Here is a 23,122-nt window from a genome sequence, read left to right on the forward strand (position 1 = left end):
ACGAGGTGGGGGGTCCTAATGTCACCTCACCCTCCGGCGCCCGTTTCGCCGCGAGTGTCGCAGTCGTTCACCGTTCCGACAGAAACGAGAGCATCCGATGTCACGGAGCATCAGAAGAGCCGCCGAGCGGCCCGGCAGACCGCTGCGAAGAGCGGTGGCGGTGGCCGCCGCGCTGACCACGGCCACCCTCGGTCTCGGGGTGCTGTCCGGCGGTTCCGCCGTCGCGGGCAGCGCCGCCGCCGGGCCGGTGGTGACCCGCGCGGCGCTCGATCCCTCGCTCGTCGCGGGGCGCGGCGCCGATGTGCCCTTCGCCGAGCAGGAGGCGGAGAACGCGGTGACGAACGGCTCGCTCGTCGGACCCGGCCGCACCGCCTACACCCTGCCCGCCGAGGCGTCCGGGCGTAAGGCGGTCAAGCTGACGCCCGGTCAGTACGTCGAGTTCACGCTGCCGAGCACGGCCAACGCGATCACCGTGCGCTACAGCATCCCGGACGCTCCGAACGGCGGCGGCATCACGGCGCCGCTCGATGTCACGGTGAACGGCAAGAACAAGTCCACCATGACGCTCACCTCGCAGTACGCGTGGCTGTACAACCAGTACTCGTTCTCCAACGACCCCAACGCCGGGCTGCTGCACCCCGATCAGTGGATCACCGAGTGCGCCTGCGTGCCCGCCGAGACGACACCCACCCCGACGGTCGAGAAGCCGTTCCGGCCGAACCACTTCTACGACGAGCAGCGTCTGCTGCTCGGCAGGACCTACCGCGCGGGGGACAAGGTGCGGCTCGCCGTGCCCGCCGGGAGCAAGGCGTCCTCGACCGTCGTCGACCTGCTCGACTCGCAGCTCGTCGGGGCCCCGCACGTGCGGCTCCTGGCGGCCAACGTGCTCGCGTTCGGCGCCGATCCGCTCGGCAGGCGCGACTCGGCCGACGCGATCGACAAGGCCGTCGCCTTCGCCAGGCGCAGCCACCTCAAGGTCTACATCCCGCCGGGCGTCTATCAGGTGAACCGGCACATCGTCGTGGACGACGTGACGATCGAGGGCGCGGGCAGCTGGTACACCGTCATCAAGGGCCGCCAGGTCACCCTCGCCACCCCGGCCCCCGACGGCTCGACCCACACCGGGGTCGGTTTCTACGGCAAGGACGCGGCGGCGGGCGGCAGCAGGAATGTCCACCTGTCCGGCTTCGCCATCGAGGGCGACGTACGCGAGCGCATCGACACCGACCAGGTGAACGGCATCGGCGGCGCGCTGAGCGACTCGACGATCGACGGGCTCTACATCCACCACACCAAGGTCGGCATGTGGTTCGACGGCCCGATGAAGAATCTGAGGATCACCAACAACGTGATCACCGACCAGATCGCCGACGGCCTCAACTTCCACACCGGCGTGACCGATTCGGTGGTGTCCGACAACTTCGTCCGTAACTCCGGCGACGACGGCCTCGCGATGTGGTCGGAGAAGACGGCGAACGCGCGCAACACGTTCAGCCACAACACCGTCCAGACTCCGGTGCTCGCCAACGGCATCGCGATCTACGGCGGCACCGACAACACCGTCTCCGGCAACCTGATCGCCGACCCGATCCGGGAGGGCAGCGCGATCCAGGTCGGCTCCCGGTTCGGCGCCGAGGCGTTCACCGGCCACCTGTGGATCACGGACAACACCACGGTGCGGGCAGGCACGTTCGAGCTGAACTGGAACATCGGGCTCGGCGCCATCTGGTTCTACGCGCTGGAGAAGAACATCGACGCCGACATCCAGGTCGTCGGTGACCACTTCCTCGACAACACCTACAACGCGATCATGCTGGTCAGCGACTTCCCGGTGAAGGATCTGTACTCGATCACCAACGTCCACTTCAAGGACATCAAGGTCGACGGCACCGGCACCTCCGTGGTCAGCGCCCGGGTCGCGGGCGGCGCGTCCTTCGAGAACGTGGACGCCCGCAACGTCGGCGCCGTCGGCGTCAACAACTGCGGATCGTTCCACTTCACGCCGGCGGGCTCGGAGTTCGGGCTCACCGACCTCGGCGGCAACGACGGGGGCGGCACCACAGGCCCCTGGTTCGCCGCGTGGGAACTGCCGAACACCATCACCTGCGACGACCGCCCGCCGGTCGTCGCGCCACCGGCGCCCACCGCCTGGTGACAACAGGCCGGCCGGCTGCCCGTACGATCACGGGCAGCCGGCCGGCCTTCGTGCCGTCCTGTACGTCAGCCGCCGAGCGCCGCAGCGACGACCGCCTTCGCCTCCTCCTGGACCCTGGCCAGATGGTCCGGGCCCTGGAAGGACTCGGCGTAGACCTTGTAGACGTCCTCGGTGCCCGAGGGGCGGGCGGCGAACCACGCGCTGTCCGTCGTCACCTTGATCCCGCCGATCGCCGCGCCGTTGCCCGGCGCCTCCGTCAGCACAGCCGTGACCGGCTCACCCGCGAGGGTGTCGGCCGTGACCTGCTCGGGCGAGAGCTTGGCCAGGACGGCCTTCTCCTCGCGGGTGGCGGGCGCGTCGATCCTGGCGTACGCGGGCTCGCCGAACCGGCCGGTCAGCTCCGCGTAGTGCTCGGACGGCGTCTTGCCGGTGACGGCCAGGATCTCCGAGGCGAGCAGCGCCAGGATGATGCCGTCCTTGTCGGTGGTCCACACCGACCCGTCCCTGCGCAGGAACGACGCCCCCGCCGACTCCTCGCCGCCGAAGCCGAGCGAGCCGTCCACCAGTCCGTCCACGAACCACTTGAAGCCGACGGGCACTTCGACCAGCCGTCGGCCCAGATCGCCCGCGACCCGGTCGATCATCCCCGACGACACCAGCGTCTTGCCGATCCCGGCGCCGGCCGGCCACTGCTCGCGGTGCGCGTAGAGATAGCCGATGGCGGTGGCCAGATAGTGGTTGGGGTTCATCAGCCCGCCGTCCGGCGTGACGATGCCGTGCCGGTCGGCGTCCGCGTCGTTGCCGGTGGCGATCTGGTACTGGTCCCGCTTGTCGATCAGCGAGGCCATCGCGTACGGCGACGAGCAGTCCATCCGGATCTTGCCGTCCCAGTCCAGCGTCATGAACCGCCAGGTCGGATCGGCCAGCGGATTGACCACCGTCAGATCGAGCCGGTGCTCCTCGGCGATCCGTCCCCAGTACCCGACGGACGCGCCGCCCAGCGGGTCGGCGCCGATCCGGATGCCGGCGGCGCGTACCGCCTCCAGGTCCAGCACGTTCGGCAGATCGGCCACATAGGCGCCGAGGAAGTCGTGGCGCCCGGTGGTGGGCGCAGCCAGGGCCCTGGTGTACGGCACCCGCCGTACGTCCTTCAGACCGCCCGCGATGATCTCGTTGGCCCGGTCCTGGATCCAGCCGGTCGCCTCCGACCCGGCGGGGCCGCCGCTCGGCGGGTTGTACTTGAACCCCCCGTCGCCCGGCGGGTTGTGCGACGGCGTCACCACCACACCGTCAGCGAACCCCGACGTACGGCCCCGGTTGTGGGTGAGGATCGCGAGCGACACCGCGGGGGTGGGGGTGTACCCGTCGGCGGCGTCGATCAGCACCGTCACCTCGTTCGCCGCGAACACCTCGACGGCCGTGACCTTGGCCGGCTCGGACAGCGCGTGGGTGTCGGCGCCGAGGAAGAGCGGCCCGTCGGTGCCCTGGCCGGCCCGGTACTCACAGATCGCCTGGCTGGTGGCGGCGATGTGGTCCTCGTTGAACGCGGTGTTCAGCGACGACCCGCGGTGGCCCGACGTGCCGAACGCCACCCGCTGCCCCGGGTCGTCCAGATCGGGGTGCAGCGCGTAGTACGCGGTCACCAGCCGTGCGATATCGGTGAGATCCCCCGGCTCGGCCGGCCGGCCCGCTCGCTCATGCGGCATCTGCCCACTCCTCCAGATCGTTTGCTCGTGCGCTCATCTTCCCCGGGACGGCGCTGTCCCACTGCCAGGCATGCCCGGAGAAGGACAGGACATCCGCGTTCGCGCGTGATCAGTACGTGAGCAGCCCCCTCCGCATCCAGTGCCGCTCCTCGCTCCAGCCCAGGAACTGCCGGGCCCGGCCGCCGTCCGCCGTGCCGTCAGGGCCGAAGGCGACCCCCTCCATCACCACCAGCCACAGCCCGTGCGCGACGGGGTCGAGCGACGTCCGGACCTGTCCGGGCTGCTGCGCCGTCTCCGCCAGGATGTGGTCGACGAGCGCCGCCTGCCCCTCACTCGTGCACTGCGACAGCTGGAACACCGTCTGCCGCCAGGCGTACGCCGCGTCCTTGATCGTCGCCAGTGGCCGCGCCTGCTGATGTGCCAGGGCGACCAGCCGGATCACGGAGCGGAAGGACCGGCGCGCGAGATCGTCCCAGCCGGGGCTGGGCACAGCGCCGACGGGACCCGCGAGGGTGGCCAGATTGTGCGTGGTGAGGATCTGCGCCTGCTCGATCACCATCCCGTTGGCGGCGACCGACCGGCCCGTACGGATCCGCGCGCGTTCGTGACACAGCTTCGCGAACCCGGGCACGTCGTCCGCCGCGAGGCGCCGGTAGTCGATGCCGTAGTAGCGCTCGTAGACCGAGCCGGCGAGCAGTTCGCCCGCGACGCACGCCGCCGCGAGGAACTTCGGCGAGAAGGTCCCCATGAAGATGTCCGCGGCCAGCTCCTCCACGAACGGCTCGGTCATCCCGGCACCACGGGCCAGCGCGGAGAACTCACTGATCAGCGGATTGGGCAGGATCGTCGCCGGGAAGCCCTGCAGCGTCAGCTCGGCCAGCTCCACCAGCGCCGTACGGGCCGAGTCCGCGGCCCGGCCCGTGCCCCGGCGCTGCTCAGCTACGGCCCGTACCCAGGGCAGCTCCTCGATCCGCACCTGGTGCGCCAGGTCGACCAGCAGCAGCGAACGCCGGTCGCGGAAGGCGCGGTACGTCGCCGCCATCAGCCGGCGCAGCGCCGGGTCCGGATAGGCGAGCGACGTCGCGGCGGCGACCAGATGGGGCACCAGCTCGGCCAGCACCTCGGCGGAGGGCACGACGCCCCGCTCGATGAGCGTGCCGACGGGCGCGCTGAGCGTCGAGGTGACGGTACGGGCGAGGGCGGCCGGGATCGCCGTGCCGGCCGGGATTCCCGTCAGCTCCTGCTCCTCGTCGCCGACCGGCCCGACGAGCAGGTCGGCCCGCGGTGTCCCGGTGTCCTGCGGAAGCCCGGACATCCGGCGCACGACGAGCTGGGCCAGGGCGTGATGGGTGGGCAGCGCGGCGTCGGCCGACTGCCGGGCGCGCAGTTCGCCGTGGTGCGCCGAACCGGGCGCTCCGCGCCGGGCCACCATCTTCGTCACGGCGGCGCGCAGCAGGCCGAGTCGGCGCGGGTCCAGCTCCTGGCCCGCGACCGTCCGCTCCAGCGCGTCACGCAGGATCGCCGGATTCTCCTTGGGCCGCAGGTGCTTACGGCACAGGGTGTGTGTCGCGGCCAGCACGCGGTAGCGCTGGAGCAGGCCCTCCGCGTGCCTGCGCCACTCGTCGTCGGGGGTGTGCGCCAGCACCTCGCCGGCGACGGCGGTCCGCAGCCACAGCGCCAGGAACTCGTCCGCCAGCGGATTCCACACCGTCAGCGCCTCGTTCATCGTCTCGACGGCGCGGTTGGGCGTGCGCCGCGCGAGGGTGGCCGTGGCCTGCCCGACCGTGGTGCGGTACGCCGTCGTCCCGTCCACGTCGACCGGCTCGTCGGCGGGCCGGGGGGTGAAGCGCAGCCGGCCGGCGAAGGGTTCCAGGACGTCCAACAGCCGCAGTGCCTCGGCCACTTCGCCGTGCCGCACCAGCCAGGCGACGGTGAGCAGCGCCGCCTCCTCCGGCACACCCACCGCGTACCGGCCGCTGTCGAGCAGCGCGGTCAGCTCCGCCAGGCCCCGGTCGGAGAGGTGGTGGGTGAACAGCGCTCCACGGTCGGCGGGGACACCGGCCCGCCGGGCCGCTTCGGTCTCGTACGGGAGCAGCGGGCCGCCCGCGACGGCGGCGCCGGTGGCGAAGCCGCCCCGTACGACCTCGGGGGTGACCCAGGCGGGCAGACCGGCGACCGGGGTGCGGGAGCCGACGGTCAGTGTGCCGTCGGCCATGCCGCTCAGCACGGCGCGCCAGCGCTCGACGCGCCGCTCGGCGCGCCGGCGGGTTTCCGGGTCGCCGTCGGTCAGCGCCGTGGTGAAGGCGCCGGCCAGTTGGGCTGTCGGCCATCCGCCGTGGATGACAGGTGTGGGCTGCGGTTCCTGCTGCTCGTTCATATCCGGCGTGGCGGGTTCCGCCCCCGCGCCCTCCGGGACCACAGCCCGGTGCTCTCCTGCTGAGCTACACGCCGATGACGATCAACACTAGGTTCGGGCGTGGCGCGCGCGCAACGGATTTGGTGCGGTCCGGCGGGGCGCGGCGCCTCCCCGCCGGACCGTGCTGCCAGGTGCCAGGTGCCAGGTGCCAGGCGCCAGATGTCAGCCGTGCAGCGCGAGTTCCGGCGCTCGCTTGCTCACCAGGCCCTTGTCCGCCGCCGAGTTGAGCGGGGTCAGACTCGACGGGACCGAGCGCAGTGCGTCGTACCAGACGGCCGCCATCTTCTCGTAGCCGCCCGGGTTGGGATGGACGCCGTCGGCCAGGTCGGCCGTCGTCAGCGCGCTGTGCAGGTCGACGACATGGACCTGCGGTCCCTTGGTCGCGACGACGCCGGCCAGCGCGTTGTTGTACGTCTGGACCATCGCCTCCTGGGCCGCGCCGCTCTCCGGCGTGATCTTGGCGACGAACAGCTGCACCTGCGGCTTCTGGGTGAGGATGTGGTCGATGAGCGTCGACAGCCGTGCGGGGGCGCCCGCCACGTCGTAGTTCTGGTTGATGTCGTTGGTGCCGATCTGCAGCATGATCGTGCGCGGGTCGCTCGCGCTCAGCCAGTTCACGATGTTCGCGTCGAGCTGGTCGATGCGCCAGCCCGAGTGGCCCTCGTGGTCGTGATCGCCCAGCTGGGCGGGGCCGTTGGCGAGTGAGCCGACGAAGTCGACCTGGTAGCCGCCGGCGGCCAGCCGGTTCCACAGGCCGATGCGGTAGCCGCCGGGCAGGGGGGTGTAGCCGTCGGTTATCGAGTCACCGAGCGGCATGATTCTGACGCCGCCGTTGGAGTCGGCGGCGGTGGCCGTGCCCTGGGTCAGTGCCACGATCGCGAGGGTCATGGCGAGCACCAGGGCGCTGAACAGGGACGTGACACGGCGAGATCCGGTTCTGCGCAAGGCAGTTCCCTTCCGTCGGGCCGCCATCGGGTGGGGGGAGTGGGGGGACTGGCGGCCCCGCATTAATTACCACCGGACGACATCCGGCGAAATGGAAGGGACAGGGTCGGCCGTAAAACGACCGTCCAATGGCGCACGAACGGTGGCAATCGGGCCCCCGCGACCAGGACCCACGACCAGGACCCGCGATCACGGTCTGCGATCAGGCCCCGCGCGACCTCAACGGACCCTGGCCACCCCGCCGTAGACGGTGTCCACACTGACCGGCGGCTCCGGGGTGTCGCGGTACCAGCGGTGGGCGGTCACCAGACCCGGCTCGACGAGGTCGAGGCCGTCGAAGAACCGCGCCACCTCGTCGCGGGCGCGGAACCGCAGCGCGATGCCGCCCTTGCCGTACGTCCCCGTGATGCTCTCCTTCAGCTCCGGGCTGAAGTCGAACGTCCCGTGCGAGAGGGCGAGATAGCTGCCCGAGGGCAGCGCCTCGAGCAGCGTCCCTGCCAGGCCGTACGGGTCGTCCTCGTCGGGGATGAAGTGCATCAGCGCGATCAGGGACAGCGCGATCGGCCGGTCGAAGTCCAGCAGTTTGCGGGCGTGGTCGAGGATCTTCGCCGGGTCGCGCACATCGGCCTCGATGTAGTCGGTCGCGCCCTCGGCCGTACCGACGAGCAGCGCCTCCGCGTGCCGCAGCACGATCGGGTCGTTGTCCGTGTAGACGACCCGGGCCCGCGGGACCGTCCGCTGCACCACCTGATGGAGATTGGGCTCGGTCGGGATGCCGGTACCGATGTCCAGGAACTGGTCGACGCCGTTGGCGGCGAGCCAGCCCACGGCCCGGTGCATGAACGCGCGGTTCTGCCGGGCACTGTCCTTGCCGAGTTCGGGAAGCTGCTCGCCCACGACCCTGTCGACCTGGTAGTTGTCCTTGCCGCCCAGCAGGTAGTCGTAGACACGGGCCGGGTGCGGCCTGCTCGTGTCGACCTGGGGCTTGGGCGTACCGGTGGTCATGGCGGCTCCGATCGGTCGGCGTCACGGCAGTCTGCCACAGCAGGCGACGGCCTCAACACGGCTCGCCCGCAGGTCCGTTGGGCCGTGCGCTCAGTGCGCGGCCGCCCACGCGTAGCGGTGCTCGGGCCGGCCCGTGTCCCCGTACTTGAGGGTGAGGCGGATCCGTCCCGCCTGCTCCAGATACTTCAGATAGCGCTGTGCCGTTGAGCGGCTGATGCCGGCCCGCTCGGCGACCTCGTGGGCGGAGAGCGGCGCCGCCGCCTCGGTCAGCACCTTGCGGACGAGTTCACTGGTCGGCGCCGAATGCCCCTTGGGCAGCCCGGCGGGTGACGCGTCGGCGGGTCTCAGCGCCCCAAAAATCCGGTCGACCTGCTCCTGCCCGGCCTCACCGCGGCCCCCCACCGCCTCCAGGGTGCGGCGCAGCGCCGCGTAGCCGTCGAGCTTCGCCCGCAGACCGCCGAAGCTGAACGGCTTGACCAGGTACTGCACGGCCCCGTAGCGCATCGCCGCCTGTACGGTCGCGACGTCGCGCGCCGCCGTCACCATGATCACGTCCGCGTGATGGCCGAGCTGGCGCATCCTGCGCACCACGGTCAGCCCCGTCTCGTCGGGCAGATAGTGGTCGAGCAGGACGAGATCGATGTGGTGGCGCTCCAGCGTCGCCAGCGCCTGGGCCGCCGTGTGCGCGCGGGCCGCGACCCGGAAGCCGGGGATCTTCGCCACATAGGCGGCGTTGATCTCCGCCACCCGGAAGTCGTCGTCCACGACCAGTACGTCGATCATCGTGACACTCCTGAGCCGGCGCCGGCCCCCAGGCCGGCGGCTGATGCGGTGAGCGGCGCTGCCAGCGCCTCCGGCAGTACGACGGTGAACACCGCGCCGCCGCCGGCCCGCGCGGTGACCCGGGCCATCCCGCCGTACCGCTCGGCGAGCCTGCGCACCAGCGCCAGCCCCAGACCGCGGCCGCGGTGGGCGGGGGACTGTTTGGTCGACCAGCCCTCGGTGAAGATCTGCTCCCGCATCGCGGGCGGCACGCCGGGCCCGTTGTCGCTGACCCGCAGCACCACCGTGGTGCCCTCGGCCCGCAGCTCCACCTCGACGGAGGTCGCCGCGTCCAGCGCGTTGTCGACGAGATTGCCCAGCACCGTCACCACATCGCGCGGGTCGACCACCTCGTCGGGCAGGAGCGTGGCGGCGGAGATCCGCAGCGAGACCCCGCGCTCGGCGGCGATGGCGGCCTTGCCCACCAACAGCGCCGCCAGCAGCGGGTCGTGGACCCGCTCCGAGAACTGCTCGGCCGACGAGCGGTGCGCCTCGGCGACCTCGGCGACGAACTCGGCCGCCTCGTCGTGCATCCCCAGCTCCAGCAGGCCCAGCAGGGTGTGCAGCCGGTTCGCGTGCTCGTGGTCCTGCGCCCGCAGCGCGTCGAGGAGCCCGTGCGTACTGTCCAGCTCGCGGCCCAGCTGCTCCAGTTCGGTACGGTCCCGCAGCGTCGCCACCGCGCCCCCGTCGCCGGTCGGCATCCGGTTGGCCACCAGGACGCGCCCGCCGCTCACCGTCAGCAGATCGGCGCCGTCGACCCGGCCCGCCAGTACGTCGGTGGTACGGCCCGGCAGCAGCACCTCGTCCACACCGCGCCCCGCAGCGTCCGGACCGAGCCCGAGCAGCCGCTGCGCCTCGTCGTTTACCAGCCGGATCCTGCCGTGCCGGTCGAGGGCGACCACCCCCTCCCTGATCCCGTGCAGCATCGCCTCACGCTCGTCCAGCAGCGCGGAGATGTCGGCGAAGGCCAGCCCGTGGGTGCGCCGTTGGAGCCGGCGCGACACCCCGTAAGCGGCGAGCGCGCCGACCGCGAGCGCGGCGCCCGCGTACAGCAGCAGCCCCCGCACGGCGCTCATCAGCCGGTCGCGCACACTGTCGTAGGCGATGCCGACCGACACGGCGCCCACGATCCTGCCGTGGTCGTCGCGCAGCGGCACCTTGCCACGGGCCGAGCGGCCGAGGGTGCCGCGGTCGATGCCCATCACCTCGTCGCCCGCCAGGGCGCCACCCGGGTCGGTCGACACATGTTCGCCGATCCGCCCGGTCTCGGTGTGCGACCAGCGGACACCGCGGTTGTCCATCACCACGATGTAGAGGGCGCCGGTGGCCCGTCTGATCCGGTCGGCCTCCGCCTGGACGGGTCCGCTCGCACTGGGCGGTGTGGTGGTCAGCAGCCGGGCGAGACCCGGCTCGGCCGCCGTGGTCTGGGCGATGGACAGCGCCTGGCGCATCGACTGGTCGTCCAGCTGGGAGGAGAGCGGGGCGAAGAACAGACCGATGGCGAGCATGATCACACCGGTGGTGATGGCCAGCTGCACCAGGAGCACCTGGGCGAAGACCCGGCGGGGCCAACGGATGCGCATACGGCTCTCCCGCCTTCCGCCGGTCTTCCGCGCCTTTGCGGAACAGATTCATCCGGTTAACTACGTCGCGAACGCACCGTAAGCGCCCACGGCCCCACTGCCCACCCCTCGTAGCGGTTTCGTTGTGACAACGCGAGCAGAACGAGCAGAACAGGAGCGCAACGAGCAGAACAGCGGCTTGTGAGCAGAAACCGGAGTTGTGACCACAAGGCTGCCGCTGTGGCGGGGACCACACCTAGCGTCCCGGCCCATGAACAGCCAAACGAGCCCCGCCATCGAGCTGCGGGGGGCGAGCAAAGCGTTCCGGACCCCGTCAGGTGCGCTCCACACCGCCGTACGGGATCTGGACCTGACGGTCGGCCGCGGTGAGTTCGTCGCCGTCGTCGGCCCCACCGGATGCGGCAAGTCGACGACCCTGACCCTGGTCAGCGGCCTCGACGAGCCCACGGAGGGCGAAGTGCTGGTCGGCGGCGAGTCCGTCACCGGCATCGGCGACAAGGTCGGCTTCGTCTTTCAGCAGGACGCCGTCTTCCCCTGGCGCACCGTCCTGTCCAACGTGATGGCGGGACCGCGCTTCCGCGGCGTGCCCAAGGCGGAGGCGAAGGAACGGGCCCGCGCCTGGCTCGACCGGGTCGGGCTCAGCACCTTTGAGGACCGCTACCCCCACCAGCTCTCCGGCGGCCAGCGCAAACGCGTCGCACTCGCCGCGACCTTCGTCAACGACCCCGAGATCCTGCTGATGGACGAGCCGTTCTCGGCCCTCGACGTGCAGACCCGCGCCCTGATGTCGGACGAACTGCTGGAGCTGTGGGCCGGCACCGGCGCCTCCGTCGTCTTCGTCACCCACGACCTGGAGGAGTCCATCGCGCTCGCCGACAAGGTCGTGATCATGACGGCGGGCCCCGCGACCGTCAAGGAGGTCTTCGAGATCGACCTGCCGCGCCCGCGCAAGGTCGAAGAGGTCCGGATGGAGCCCAGGTTCCTGGAGATCTACCGGGAGATCTGGTCCTCGCTCGGCGAAGAGGTACGCATCACCAGGGAAAGGGGCGCCGCCGATGTCGCCTGAGACCACCACCCTCGCGCAGCCGGCCGAACAGGCGCCGAAGAACGAACGCGCCCGGGCCAGGGCGCAGGCGGCCCGCCGCCGCTCCTATCTGGTGCTGGGCAGCCGGGTGCTGCTCCTCGTCGCCGTACTCGGCCTGTGGGAGTGGTTCGCCAGGACCGCCGTCATCGACCCGTTCAACTTCTCGATGCCGTCGAAGATCTGGCAGCAGATGAGCACCTGGGCCACCGACGGTACCGCCCAGGGATCGCTGTGGGAGCAGATCTGGTACACGCTCTACGAGGCGCTGCTCGGCTGGGTCATCGGTGTGATCGCCGGTGTGCTGCTCGGCATCGCGCTCGGCCGGGTCCGGTTCCTCGCCGATGTGATGGGCCCCTACATCAAGGTGCTCAACGCGCTGCCGCGCATCGTGCTCGCGCCGATCTTCCTGATCTGGTTCGGCCTCGGCCCCGCGTCGAAGGTCGCGTCGGCGGTCGTCCTCGTCTTCTTCCCGGTCTTCTTCAACGCCTTCCAGGGCGCCAGGGAGGTCGACCGCAACCTCGTCGCCAACTCCCGCATCCTCGGCGCGAGCAACCGCCAGGTCACCCTCCAGGTGGTCATCCCCTCGGCCACCTCATGGATCTTCACCAGCCTCCACGTCAGCTTCGGCTTCGCCCTCATCGGCGCCATCGTCGGGGAGTACATCGGCGCGACCAAGGGCCTCGGCCTGCTGGTCTCCGCCTCCCAGGGCACCTTCAACGCGGCCGGTGTGTACGCCGCCATGGTGATCCTCGCGATCGTCGCGCTGCTCGCCGAAGGCCTGCTGACCTTCCTGGAGAAGCGCCTCTTCCGCTGGAAGCCGGTCGAAGCCGGCGCCGAACGCTGACCCCTCCCCGCGCACATCGCACTCTCACAAGGACGTGAACCACATGCGAACAACGAAGATCGCGGCGCTCGCCGTCTCCGGCGTACTCGCCCTGTCCACCCTCACCGCGTGCGGCGGTGACTCGGGCTCCGGCGGCGACGGCGGCAAGGTCAAGATCATGGTCGGCGGTCTCGACAAGGTCATCTATCTGCCCGCGATGCTCACCCAGCAGCTGGGGTACTTCAAGTCCGAAGGCGTCAACGTCGAGCTGCTGACCGAACCGGCCGGTGTGCAGGCCGAGACCGCGCTGATCTCCGGTGACGTACAGGGCACCGTCGGCTTCTACGACCACACCCTGGACCTCCAGGCCAAGGGCAAGGCGGTGGAGTCGGTCGTCCAGCTCTCCCAGGCCCCGGGCGAGGTCGAGATCGTCTCCAACCAAGCGGCGGGCGACCTCACTTCGGCCAAGGACTTCAAGGGCAAGAAGCTCGGGGTGACCGGACTCGGCTCCTCGACCGACTTCCTGACGAAGTATCTGGCCGTCAACAGCGACGTGAAGGTCAGTGAGTTCACCCCCGTCGCCGTCGGCGCGGGACAGACCTTCATATCGGCGCTCCAACAGGGCTCGATCCAGGGCGGGATGACGACGGAGCCCACCGTCTCGACGATCCTCGACAAGAAGCTCGGCAAGGTGCTGATCGACATGCGCACCCCCGAGGGCTCCAAGGCCGCGCTCGGCGGTCTCTACCCCTCGTCCAGCCTCTACATGAACACCGACTGGGTCGAGGGCCACAAGGAGACGGTGCAGAAGCTCGCCAACGCCTTCGTCAAGACCCTCACGTGGATGTCCTCCCACAGCCCGGAGGAGATCGCGGCCAAGATGCCGGCCGACTACGCGCAGGGCGGCGGCAAGGCACTCTACGCGCAGTCGATCAAGAACAGCCTGCCGATGTTCACCAAGGACGGCGTGATGCCGGCCGAGGGCCCCGAGACGGTCAAGCGGGTACTGAAGGCGTTCGACCCGAACCTGCAGAACTTCGACGTGGACGTCTCGAAGACCTTCACCACGGAATTCGTCAAGAAGGCCGGCTGATCGAGCGCGTCACACCGGCCGCGATCGTGGTGGCCAGGATCCAGCCGGTGATGATGAGCAGGTACGACAGGCCCTGGTACCAGCCGGCCGGCGCGTAGGCCTGCTCCTGACCGAAGTCGACGACGGGCAGGAGCAGGTCCAGCGTGTAGAAGACCGGGTTGAAGTGCGGGGCCTCCGCCGGCTTCAGGGCCGGCGGACGGTGCACCGCGTAGACCACGGACCCGACGAGCAGCAGCGAGGCGAGCCAGGCCGCCGCGCGCATCGGACGGAAGCCGTAGCCGACGGTGACGTCCTGCAGCCGCCCCCAGAGCGCGGCGTACCAGGCGAGCCCGGCGCGCTGTCTGCGCTGCTTGGCGAGCTGGACCGTACGGGCCCCCGCGTCGTCGCCGACCTTGCGGTACGAGGCGGTCAACTGCTCGTACGCGTAGGGGACATAGCCGTCGAGATCGCGTTCGAGCACCGGCAGCCTGCGGGCCGCCGGCTCGTGCGGGGCGAGGGTGCCGTAGCTGAGGCCGTCCAGACTGACCCGCTCCGGCCAGACGTCCGGCGCGATGTGCAGCAGGTCGAGCTGGGAGCGGCGCAGATTGACCAGGCCCTCGACGGGGGCCGCCGCGCGCAGCCACAGCTCGCCGATGACGCAACTGCTCGCCCGCAGCGCCACCGCGCCCGGGTTGGCCAGGTGGGCGTGGGCCAGGTTGAGCTGGCCGGGGATCCTGGCCCCGCGCAGATTCACCCGGCCCCGCACCCGTATCCGCATGGCGCGCACATCGGCCCCCACCTGGAGCGTCTCGGCGCTCAGCGCGGTACCGGACGGCTCCGCCAGCTCCGCGTCGTCGAGCCGCACCGAACCGGCCACGACCGCGCCGTCCAGCCGCACCTCGCCGGACGCCTTGAGCCCCGGCGCCCACAGATCGTCCCCGCAGCTCGCCTGGTTGAGCGCCAGCAGCGGCTCGTCCTGCCCGCTCGCCCCGCTGTCCGGCCCGCTGCTGTCGCCCTCCGGCGGCGCGGGCCGGGTCAGTACGGCGCCGTCGAGGAAGATCGCACCCGACACACGCGCCCCGCCGAGCCGGACCGGGCCGCTGATCCGGCAGCCCGTCAGCCGCAGCACACCGTCCACGCGCAGGGTGGCGGCGGTGAGCCCGGGGAGCACCGAACCGCTGAGATTGAGCTGGCGGACCTCGGCGCCGTACAGCTGGGGCGCGGCGTCGAAGAAGCACTCCATGAGCCGGATCGCGCAGGTGGCCGCCGCGTAGCGCGGCGCCCAGGTCCCGGTGATCCGCGCGCCGGTGATCCGCAGCGCGGCGACCTCGCCGTCCGCCCGGCGGTCGTCCAGCAGCAGGGCCCGCAGGACGTCGCCCCGCAACGACCGCTCGGGGCCCCAACTGCCCCCGGACGCCGGGTCGTCGTCCGGTGAGGTACGGAAGTCGACGGCCGCGCCGCTCGGGAAGGCGCGCCACACACGCCGCTCGGCCGGCGTCAGATGGGGGATCTCCATTGGCCGGGACTCTGGCGCGGCGCCGCCCGGCCTGTCAACCGGCCCCCTGCCACCGCGCGTCAGGGAGCCGCCCGCGAATCACCCGACGGCCGCGACGAGTTCGGCCAGCGCTGCCGCGAGCGCGTCCAGTCCTGGCCCCGCAGGGCCGCCCGGCTCGGTCATGTACAGATCCCGCCGGATCTCGATCATCAGCGCGCTGACCTCCGGGCTCACGCCGTAGTACGCCAGCGGCACATATGTGCCGGCGAAGGGACGGTCGATGCCCGTCCCGCCGAACCGGGCGAACACCCGCTCGGCGTGGCCCAGCAGCGTGGCCGGGGTGTGGAAGCCGTCCGTCCCCAGACAGACCGGGGGCCGGGGTCCCGCGCCGTGCAGCTCGTAGGGGAGCGGCGCGGTCGGGTACGAGTGGACGTCGATGACGACGGCCCGTCCGGTGGCCGCCAGCCGGCCGGCCACGGCCGCCTCCATCGCTGCGGCGTACGGCCGGAAGTAGCGCTCGATCAGCGGCCCGTGCGGCACCTCGGGCCCGCGCAGCCGCTCGCGGTGCGCGGTGTGCGTGTAGACGGCGCCCATGCCGACCGCCCGCATCTCCTCCCGCTCGTCGGGGAACCGCTCGGGGTCCACGACCAGCCGGGACAGCCCGTTGACGAACCGCCACGGCCGCAGGGGAGCCGCGGCTGCGGCCAGCTCCGCGATGCGGGCGGTGTGCGCGTCGGTGAGATGGTCGAGTTCCCGCTCCAGCGCCGCGTCGTCGAGCACGATGTCCGCCCGCACCGGACCGGGCACGGTGCGCGCCGAGTGCGGGACGTGCAGCAGTACGGGAGAGTCGTCGGCGCCGGGAATGAGCTGGCAGAACCGCGCGTCGTCGTTCATCGTCCTCCGTAGCGGAACAGTGGGCCCCGGCCGGTGCCAGGAAGATCGGACAAGTCCTGGTTGGGGTCCGGGCGGCGTGATAGTTTCACCCACGATTCTGCGGGTGACCGGCTCAGCGGGGGATGGTCGGTGGAGAGGGACTCACCGGACGCGTTAGGGGCGCCAAGCGCCGCCTACCGACGTCTGAAGATGGCGTGGGTGCACGAACTGAGCGCGCTGGAATGCGTGACCGACGCCGCGCAGCGTCCGCTGTTCGTGCATCTCGTCGCCGAATACCTGAACGTCGAGATCAACGTACCCGGGCAGACCCCCCGGCTGGACATGGCGGCCCTGGTCGGCAAGGTGCTCGGGCTCGCCGACGGGCGGGACGCCCTCGTCTACGCGATCGAGATGCTGGCGGGTCCGCAGCCGGCCAAGTCCGTCGAGGAGCGGGTGCGCAGCCGTCCCGCGCCCGCGCTGCTGCCCGTCTTCACCGAGGACGAGATACGCAAAGGCCACGACCTGCTCGTCCCCGACCGGGACACCGATCCCCGACGGCTGCACGCGGCCCTCGCCCACGAACTGCAGATCGACCTGCCGGTCGGCCTCACCCGCGCCCAGCTCTTCGAACGGCTGCTGGACGCCAACGCCCAGGCGTCCGACGGACTGCCGCCCGCCGTGGTGCTGATGGAGGTGGCCGCCCTGCACTCCCCGCCGCGCGCCGATGCGCTGCGCGCGTGGTCGGCCGGCTGGGCCGCGCGGTCGGCGCCCGGCACCTCGGAGGCGCTGGAAGCACGCCGGCGCCGGATCGCCGAGGAACCGCCCCCCGACCCCGATGTGCCGCGCTGCCTCGTCGTGATGGTCGCCCCTGCCGACGACGGGTCGCCCGACCTCTACGTACGCCACTGGGTGAACGTCGCCGCAGGCCACTGGGAACCCCTGGCGGGGGAGACCGAACGGGCCACCCCCGCATCCTTCGCCGGCGCGGTCGAACGCGCCGTGGCCCGCGCCGAGCGGTACTGGGGGGAACACACCGCCGAGGCCGAGGGGCGCGGCGGCGACCCGGTCCACGTCGAGTTCGTCCTGCCGTACGCCATGCTCAACCACGACGTCGCCAGGCTGCCGCTGGGGGACCGGGCCATCGGCGAGGTGCCGATCAGCCAGCGCTACCTCGTCCACCTGCGCAGCCTCGACCGGATGCGCGCCGGGGACCCGGGACAGCTGCGCAGATGGCGGGACCGCTGGGGCGTGTTCCGTGCGGCGGCGGCGGCGCAGACGCCCCACTGGAGCGGGACGGACCTCAAGCTCTGGCGGGCCGGCCTCACCCGGGAGCGCGCCGTGACAGCGGTCATCCTGCACGGCCCCGCCGTACCCGGGCGCGGTCTTGAGCCACTGGCGGCGGCCATCAGCGAGGGCATCGGCGTGGCCGGCTGGGACCGCAGGGAAGAGGACTCCCCCCAGTCGCGGGAGCTCATCCGGGTGCTTTTCGGCCACCCACCCGGGCAAATCCCGGCGAAGGTGAGCCAGCTGCGTCTCGATGCGGAGGCAGAGGATGAGGGACCCCGGATGATGGGCAGACATATCGCGTTCTTCTGGGATGATCCGAACCGACTGGTCGACTGTGAGGAGTTGTCTGCGTGACGGAGCAGAGTTCTGCGGCGGAGACCGCCGTCCCGCCCTCCTGGCGGGTGTTCCACGCGACCGGACAGAGCCCGCGGTCCGAGCCGCCCGAACTGCCCGCGGCGCCGCCCTGGCGCGAGTTCAACGGCAGCCCCGTGCAGGACGATCCCCCCGACGACGACCGGGCGGCGCTGCGCAGACTCGGCGCGACCCGGACGGACCCTCAGCTGCGCGACGAGGAGATCGACACCGTCAACGCGGCCGTGCTGCTGCGCCGCCCCGTCCTCGTGACCGGGCCGCCCGGGGTCGGCAAGTCGACGCTCGCCTACCTCATCGCGCGCGAACTCGGCCTCGGCCGGGTGCTCCAGTGGAGCATCGTCAGCCGCACGACCCTGCGCGGCGGTCTGTACGAGTACGACTCGATCGGCCGCGCCCAGGCCATCGCCGCCTGGCGGGCCGGCGGCGAGCCGGGCCCCGCGCGCGACGCGGCGCCGGAGCAGCCGGCCGTCGCCGAACCGCCGTACCTCGGCGACTTCATGACGCTCGGTCCGCTCGGCACCGCCCTGCTGCCGTACCGCAGGCCGCGCGTCCTGCTCGTGGACGAACTCGACAAGAGCGACATCGACCTGCCCAACGACCTGCTGCACGTCCTGGAGAACGGCAGCTTCGAGATCCCCGAGCTGGTCCGCAGCGACCTGGACTCGGTGAAGGTCTTCTCGGACGACCCGCACAGCCGCGCCACCATCGAGGGCGGCCGGGTGGAGTGCGCCGAGTTCCCGATCGTGGTCATCACCAGCAACGGCGAGCGGGAGTTCCCCGCCGCTTTCCGGCGGCGCTGCCTGCCGCTCGAAATGCGCCCGCCCAGCCGTGAGCAGCTGCTCTCCATCGTGGCCGGTCATCTGCGGCGCCAGCCGGAGGGTGTGTCGGCGCTGGTCGACGAGTTCGAGAGGAGGCTGCAGGACGGCGGTACCCAGTCGGTCGACCAGCTCCTCAACGCGGTGCAGTTGACGGCGACATACGGTTTCCAGGGCGACAGCGACGGGCGTAAACTCATCGAGATGCTCCTCCGCGACCTCTCGAAAGGCCGCTGATGAACGGCTTGCCCAGGGAGCGCGCACCCGGCCCCGACGACACCGGGAGTTCCGCGGTCCCCGGTGCCGCAGGCGACGGGCCGAGCTGGCAGGACATCGCCGACTCCCTGTGGCTGGCGTCCCGCCGGCTGGCAGCCGGACGGACCGCCGCACCCGCACCCGCCGTCCCCGAAGCGGATGCGGACCTGCCCCCTGCCGTGCCTCCCGCCGTGCCGGACAGCGAGCCCTGGGACTTCTCCGTACCGGGGTCCAACGGCGCGGTGCCCGGCGCGCCGACCCACCTCACCGCGACCGCCGGGACGGGCGGCGAGGCGCCCGGTACGTACACCGCCGTATCCGCGGGTCGGACGCGGCCGGCCGCGCGGCCCCTGCCGCTGGCCAAGGCCATGCGCCGGCTCGGCCGCCGGGTGGACTCGCGGACCCTGACGGAGCTCGACGAGACGCGTACCGCCGAGCACGGCATCAACGACGGGTTATGGATCCCCTATCTGCTGCCGACCCGGGAGAACGCCTTCGATCTGGTGCTGCTCGTCGACGACGCGCCCACCATGCGCGGCTGGGAGCGTACGGCGCGTCAGCTCGCCGTCGAGGCCGCCCGCAGCGGCTCCTTCCGCGACGTCCGGTCCGTGTCCGTCTCCGTCCCGGCCGCAGGACCTCCGGTCCTGCGCAGGCCGGGCGGCCAGCAGGCCGACCCGGCCGAACTGCTCGACGGCCGCGGCTCCCGGCTCTTCCTGGTGGTCACCGACGGACTCGGGGCGGGCTGGGCCGGCGGAGCGGCCGACACGTTACTCGCACGGCTCGCCGCCGGCGGGCCGACCGCGCTGGTGCACCTGCTGCCGCCGTACCTGCGGCACCGGTCCTCGCTCTACCCTTTCCGCGCCTCCCTCGAAGCCGCCGGATTCGGCGCACTCAACCGGTACCTGGGCTGTCGGCCGCCGCACAGCCTGCCCGACCCGGTACGGCCGCTGCCCGAGCCCGACGACGGGACGGTCCCGGTGCCCGTGCTGAGCCTGCGCCCCGAGTCCTTCCGGGCCTGGGCCGACCTCGTCACCGGCGAGCGCGGGGTGTCCGCGACGCTGCCCGTGGTGCTGGCCGGCGCGCTGGCGAAGGGCGCTTCGGCCCCCGGACTGCGCGCCCCGCGCATCGACGGGCCGCGCGCCGCCTCGGCCGCCGTACGCCGCTTCCTGGGCCTCGCGAGCCCGCTCGCCCGGCAGCTGGCGCTGCTGCTGGCCGTCGTCCCGCTGGACTTCGACCTCATAGAGGAACTGCGCGACCGGGCCGTGCCCGAGGCGGGCCCCGACCATCTCGCCGAGGTGCTGATGGGCGGGCTCATCAACTGGAACGGCCAGGACGGCGAAGGCGAGCGCGCTGTCGACTTCGCGGACGGGGTCCGGGAGGCCCTGCTCGCCACCGGAACCCGCACCCAGCTGGCGCAGCTGGTCACCCTGCTCTCCGAGCTGCGGTCGGGACGGGGCGCCGGCGCGCTGCTGCGCGCCGTGCTGCGCGACCCCGAGCACGCCCCGCTGCCCGACCCGGCGCCGGCCAACCGGCCCTGGCTGCGGATCGAACTCGCGGTGCTCAAGGCGCTGTCGGGCCCGTACGCGCGCCGGGCGTCGCGGGTGGCGGCTGAGCTGGCGGGCGTGCCGGGCGCATCCGGCGTGACCAGGGGTGGTGCGGGCGCATCCCCCGATAAAAGTGGATCTTTGCGGGAAGGGCTGGGGGCGGAACAGACCACCGACCCGCCAGGAGGCACAGTGCCGCCCACACCGCCCGAGACAGTTGTTGACGAGAATGCCGGGAAGGCTGACCACACGATGGACCTCAGAGCGCAAGAGCACAGCTTCGTCCGTACGGGCCAGCCGAAGGTCATGGGCAACGTCCCTCCCAAGAACCCGAACTTCACCGGGCGGGAGAGTCTGCTGGCAGCGGTGGAACAGCAGTTGCGCGAGGACAAGACGGCAGCGGTCCTGCCGCACGCCCTGCACGGGATGGGCGGCGTCGGCAAGTCGCAGATCGCCATCGAGTACATCTACCGGCACAGCCACGAGTACAGCGTCATCTGGTGGATCCCCGCCGAGCACGACAGCCTGATCCTCGCCGCGCTCGCCGAACTGGCCCGCAGCCTCGGCCTCGACGTGGGCCCGCAGGCCAACACGGCGGTCCCCGCCGTACGGGAGGCGCTGCGCACCGGCAAGCCGTACGAGAACTGGCTGCTGGTCTTCGACAACGCGGAGAACATCGACGCCGTGCGCGCGTACTTCCCCAGCGGCGGCTCCGGAAAGATCATCGTGACTTCACGCAACCGCGAATGGGAGCGGGTCGCCACCCCGCTCAGCGTCAATGTGTTCGAACGGGACGAGAGCATCACCCTGCTCCAGCGCCGCGCCCGCGGGCTGGGCGCCGAGGACGCCGACCGGCTGGCGGAGGCCCTCGGCGACCTCCCGCTCGCGATCGAGCAGGCGGGCGCCTGGCACGCCGCAACCGGCATGCCGGTGGCCGAATACCTCGAACTGCTCGCCGCGCGCCGCCCGGAGATCCTGGAACTCGACCCGTCACCCGACTACCCCGTGACGGTCGCCGCCGCCTGGAACATCTCGCTGGAACGGCTGGCGCAGAACAACCCGGCCGCCCGGCAACTGCTGGAGATCTGCGCCGGCATGGCGCCCGAGCCCATTCCGCTGAGCATGCTCAGGGGCGGCCACAAGGTCGAGATCACCCCCGAACTGGACCCGGTCCTGCGCGACCCGCTGCTGCTGGCGCGGGCCACCCGTGACCTCAGCAAACTGTCGCTCATCAAACTCGACCACAAGTCGGGCACCCTGCAGATGCACCGACTGATGCAGAACGTCCTCGCCTCAGGGATCGCCTCCGACGAGCAGGAACGGATGCGCCGCGCGGCGCACCTGCTGCTGTCGACGGCGAAGCCGGGATCGCCCGAGTCCCCCGAACACTGGCCCGCCTACCAGGCGTTGCTGCCCCATGTCATCGCCTCCGAAGCGGTGGAGAGTTCCGACCCCTGGGTCCGTGGTCTGGTCTCCGACGTCGTGCTCTTCCTCTACTACTGGGGGGCGCACGACGCCGGCGAGAGCCTGGCGAGGCAGGCGTGGCTGGCCTGGAGCGCCCAGTCGGGCGCCGAGGAGCTCCAGGTCGTCCGGATGACCAAGCTCCTCGGCTTCTATCTGCGGGTCCTCGGCCGGGGTGCGGAGGCGCTCACCCTCAACGAGTCGGCGCTGGCCATCTCCCGCACCGCGCAGGTTCCCGACGAGGAACTCATCGACTCCATGTGCCAGATGGCGAGCGCGCTGCGTTACGAGGGCAAGTTCTACGAGGCGCGCGCGCTGGACGAGGAAGCGGACGAGCGGGCCCGCGACCTGTTCGGCCCCGAGGACCCGGAGACGCTGCGGGCCGCCCACGACTACGGCATCTCGATGCGGATGTGCGGTGAGTTCGCCGAGGCCAGGCGGCTGGACGAGGAGACGGCGCACCAGTGGGAGCTGCTGCTCGGCCCGACCAACGGCCTCACGCTCAACACCCTGAACGCGCTGGCCATCGACGTGCGTGAGGCGGGCGACTACCGGGCGGCGCACATCCTCCAGGAGTCCACCTACCAGACGTATGTGACCCACTTCGGCGAGGACAACGCGGCCACCATCCGCGCGGCGCGGAACCTGGCCGTCTGCCGGCGCAGGGCCGGGGTGCTCAGCCAGGCGGGGGAGCTGACCGAGGCGACCCTGCTCCGGTTCACCACCCGCTACGGCACCGACTATCCCGACACCCTCGCCACCGCCATGAACGCGATCGTCGACCGCAGGCTCGGCGGTGATCTCGCCGCGTCGCGCGACGTGGGGGAGAAGACCCTGGCGCGCTACCGGGCGACGCTCGGCGACACCCACGCGTACACGCTCGGCACGATGGTGAACTTCGCCGCCACCCTGCGCGCCCTGGGCGAGCTCGACAAGGCCGAGGCGCTCGACAGGGAAGCGACCGAGCGGTTCCGGGCCACCCTCGGCGAACGGCACGTGTCCACACTCACCGCGGCCATGGGTCTCGCCAACGACCACTACGCCCGGCTGGACTTCGCCCGCGCCCTGGAGGTGGACGAGGCGACGCTGGGCCCGCTGACGCGCAGCGCGGGGCCCGACCATCCGCTGACCCTGTCCTGCACGGCCAATCTCGCGCTGGACCTGCGCGGACTGGGCCGGGTGGCGGAGGCGGACGAGCTGAACGCCAAGGCGGTCGAAGGGCTCACCCGCCTGCTCGGCGACGACCACCCCCGTCCGACGGCGGCCCGGCTGTACCAGCGGATCGAGTGCGACATCGCGCCGATGCCGCTGTGACGCCGAAGCCGTTGCGGCCGGAAGGCCCCTGACGGCGGCCCGCTTCTGATCAGCCCGTTCCTGATCAGCCCGTTCCCGCCGCCGGCTCACCCGAG

Annotated in this window: 15 protein-coding genes and 1 tRNA gene; 7 read left to right on the top strand and 9 right to left on the bottom strand. The window is 71.6% G+C overall.

What is annotated here, in order from left to right:
- Window positions 1-97 precede the first annotated feature (97 nt).
- The gene (locus tag HY68_RS25730) at window positions 98-2,155 is read left to right on the top strand and encodes a glycosyl hydrolase family 28-related protein (RefSeq protein WP_041992877.1); all 2,058 of its coding nucleotides are present in this window, start codon (window positions 98-100) and stop codon (window positions 2,153-2,155) included.
- A gap of 65 nt (window positions 2,156-2,220) precedes the next feature.
- Here the strand turns inward: HY68_RS25730 and pgm are convergent, their stop codons facing one another.
- From pgm to HY68_RS25765, 7 genes are all read right to left on the bottom strand, one after another.
- Window positions 2,221-3,861, bottom strand: a complete 1,641-nt coding sequence (gene pgm, locus HY68_RS25735) for a phosphoglucomutase (alpha-D-glucose-1,6-bisphosphate-dependent) (protein WP_041992880.1) — start codon at window positions 3,859-3,861, stop codon at window positions 2,221-2,223.
- Between the two features lie 109 nt (window positions 3,862-3,970).
- Entirely contained in the window at window positions 3,971-6,238 is a 2,268-nt protein-coding gene (locus HY68_RS25740) for a hypothetical protein (protein ID WP_041992882.1), read from the bottom strand.
- A gap of 2 nt (window positions 6,239-6,240) precedes the next feature.
- A tRNA-His gene (locus HY68_RS25745) sits at window positions 6,241-6,312 on the bottom strand.
- A 127-nt stretch (window positions 6,313-6,439) separates the two neighbouring features.
- On the bottom strand, window positions 6,440-7,222 hold the full coding sequence (locus tag HY68_RS25750; RefSeq protein ID WP_328584089.1) for an SGNH/GDSL hydrolase family protein: 783 nt from the start codon (window positions 7,220-7,222) through the stop codon (window positions 6,440-6,442).
- Window positions 7,223-7,441: 219 nt separating this feature from the next.
- Complete coding sequence (locus HY68_RS25755) at window positions 7,442-8,227, bottom strand: SAM-dependent methyltransferase (RefSeq protein ID WP_041992885.1); 786 nt, start codon at window positions 8,225-8,227, stop codon at window positions 7,442-7,444.
- A 90-nt stretch (window positions 8,228-8,317) separates the two neighbouring features.
- Window positions 8,318-9,010 carry a response regulator gene (locus tag HY68_RS25760; RefSeq protein WP_041992888.1) on the bottom strand — a complete coding sequence of 231 codons (693 nt, stop codon included), beginning with the start codon at window positions 9,008-9,010 and terminating at the stop codon, window positions 8,318-8,320.
- A complete protein-coding gene (locus tag HY68_RS25765) occupies window positions 9,007-10,632 on the bottom strand; it encodes a sensor histidine kinase (protein ID WP_041992891.1) in 1,626 nt (541 codons plus the stop codon). The genes HY68_RS25760 and HY68_RS25765 overlap by 4 nt, the downstream gene beginning before the upstream one ends.
- Window positions 10,633-10,882: 250 nt before the next feature.
- Between HY68_RS25765 and HY68_RS25770 the strand changes: the two genes are divergently transcribed.
- The 3 genes from HY68_RS25770 to HY68_RS25780 are packed head-to-tail and all read left to right on the top strand — an operon-like array spanning window position 10,883 to window position 13,632.
- Window positions 10,883-11,698, top strand: a complete 816-nt coding sequence (locus HY68_RS25770; RefSeq protein ID WP_041992894.1) for an ABC transporter ATP-binding protein — start codon at window positions 10,883-10,885, stop codon at window positions 11,696-11,698.
- Entirely contained in the window at window positions 11,688-12,560 is an 873-nt protein-coding gene (locus HY68_RS25775) for an ABC transporter permease (RefSeq protein WP_041992897.1), read from the top strand. The genes HY68_RS25770 and HY68_RS25775 overlap by 11 nt, the downstream gene beginning before the upstream one ends.
- 43 nt (window positions 12,561-12,603) lie before the next feature.
- Window positions 12,604-13,632 (top strand): ABC transporter substrate-binding protein, encoded by a 1,029-nt coding sequence (locus tag HY68_RS25780; RefSeq protein ID WP_041992899.1) that lies wholly within the window; start codon window positions 12,604-12,606, stop codon window positions 13,630-13,632.
- Here HY68_RS25780 and HY68_RS25785 read toward each other — a convergent pair.
- Both HY68_RS25785 and HY68_RS25790 read right to left on the bottom strand, forming a co-directional pair.
- The gene (locus HY68_RS25785; protein WP_041992901.1) at window positions 13,616-15,127 is read right to left on the bottom strand and encodes a hypothetical protein; all 1,512 of its coding nucleotides are present in this window, start codon (window positions 15,125-15,127) and stop codon (window positions 13,616-13,618) included. The genes HY68_RS25780 and HY68_RS25785 overlap by 17 nt on opposite strands.
- Window positions 15,128-15,205: 78 nt before the next feature.
- Window positions 15,206-16,000, bottom strand: a complete 795-nt coding sequence (locus HY68_RS25790) for an N-formylglutamate amidohydrolase (protein WP_041992903.1) — start codon at window positions 15,998-16,000, stop codon at window positions 15,206-15,208.
- A gap of 189 nt (window positions 16,001-16,189) precedes the next feature.
- Between HY68_RS25790 and HY68_RS25795 the strand changes: the two genes are divergently transcribed.
- From HY68_RS25795 to fxsT, 3 genes are read left to right on the top strand one after another with little or no spacing between them, the layout of a single operon-like run.
- Window positions 16,190-17,620 (top strand): hypothetical protein, encoded by a 1,431-nt coding sequence (locus HY68_RS25795; RefSeq protein WP_041992906.1) that lies wholly within the window; start codon window positions 16,190-16,192, stop codon window positions 17,618-17,620.
- Complete coding sequence (locus HY68_RS25800) at window positions 17,617-18,690, top strand: MoxR family ATPase (RefSeq protein ID WP_041992909.1); 1,074 nt, start codon at window positions 17,617-17,619, stop codon at window positions 18,688-18,690. Before HY68_RS25795 ends, HY68_RS25800 begins: the two co-directional genes overlap by 4 nt.
- Window positions 18,690-23,027: an FxSxx-COOH system tetratricopeptide repeat protein gene (fxsT, locus tag HY68_RS25805; protein WP_041992912.1), complete on the top strand. Its 4,338-nt coding sequence runs from the start codon at window positions 18,690-18,692 to the stop codon at window positions 23,025-23,027. Before HY68_RS25800 ends, fxsT begins: the two co-directional genes overlap by 1 nt.
- The last annotated feature ends 95 nt before the right edge of the window (window positions 23,028-23,122 follow it).

This window comes from Streptomyces sp. AcH 505 (assembly GCF_000818175.1).
Taxonomy (GTDB): Bacteria; Actinomycetota; Actinomycetes; order Streptomycetales; family Streptomycetaceae; genus Streptomyces.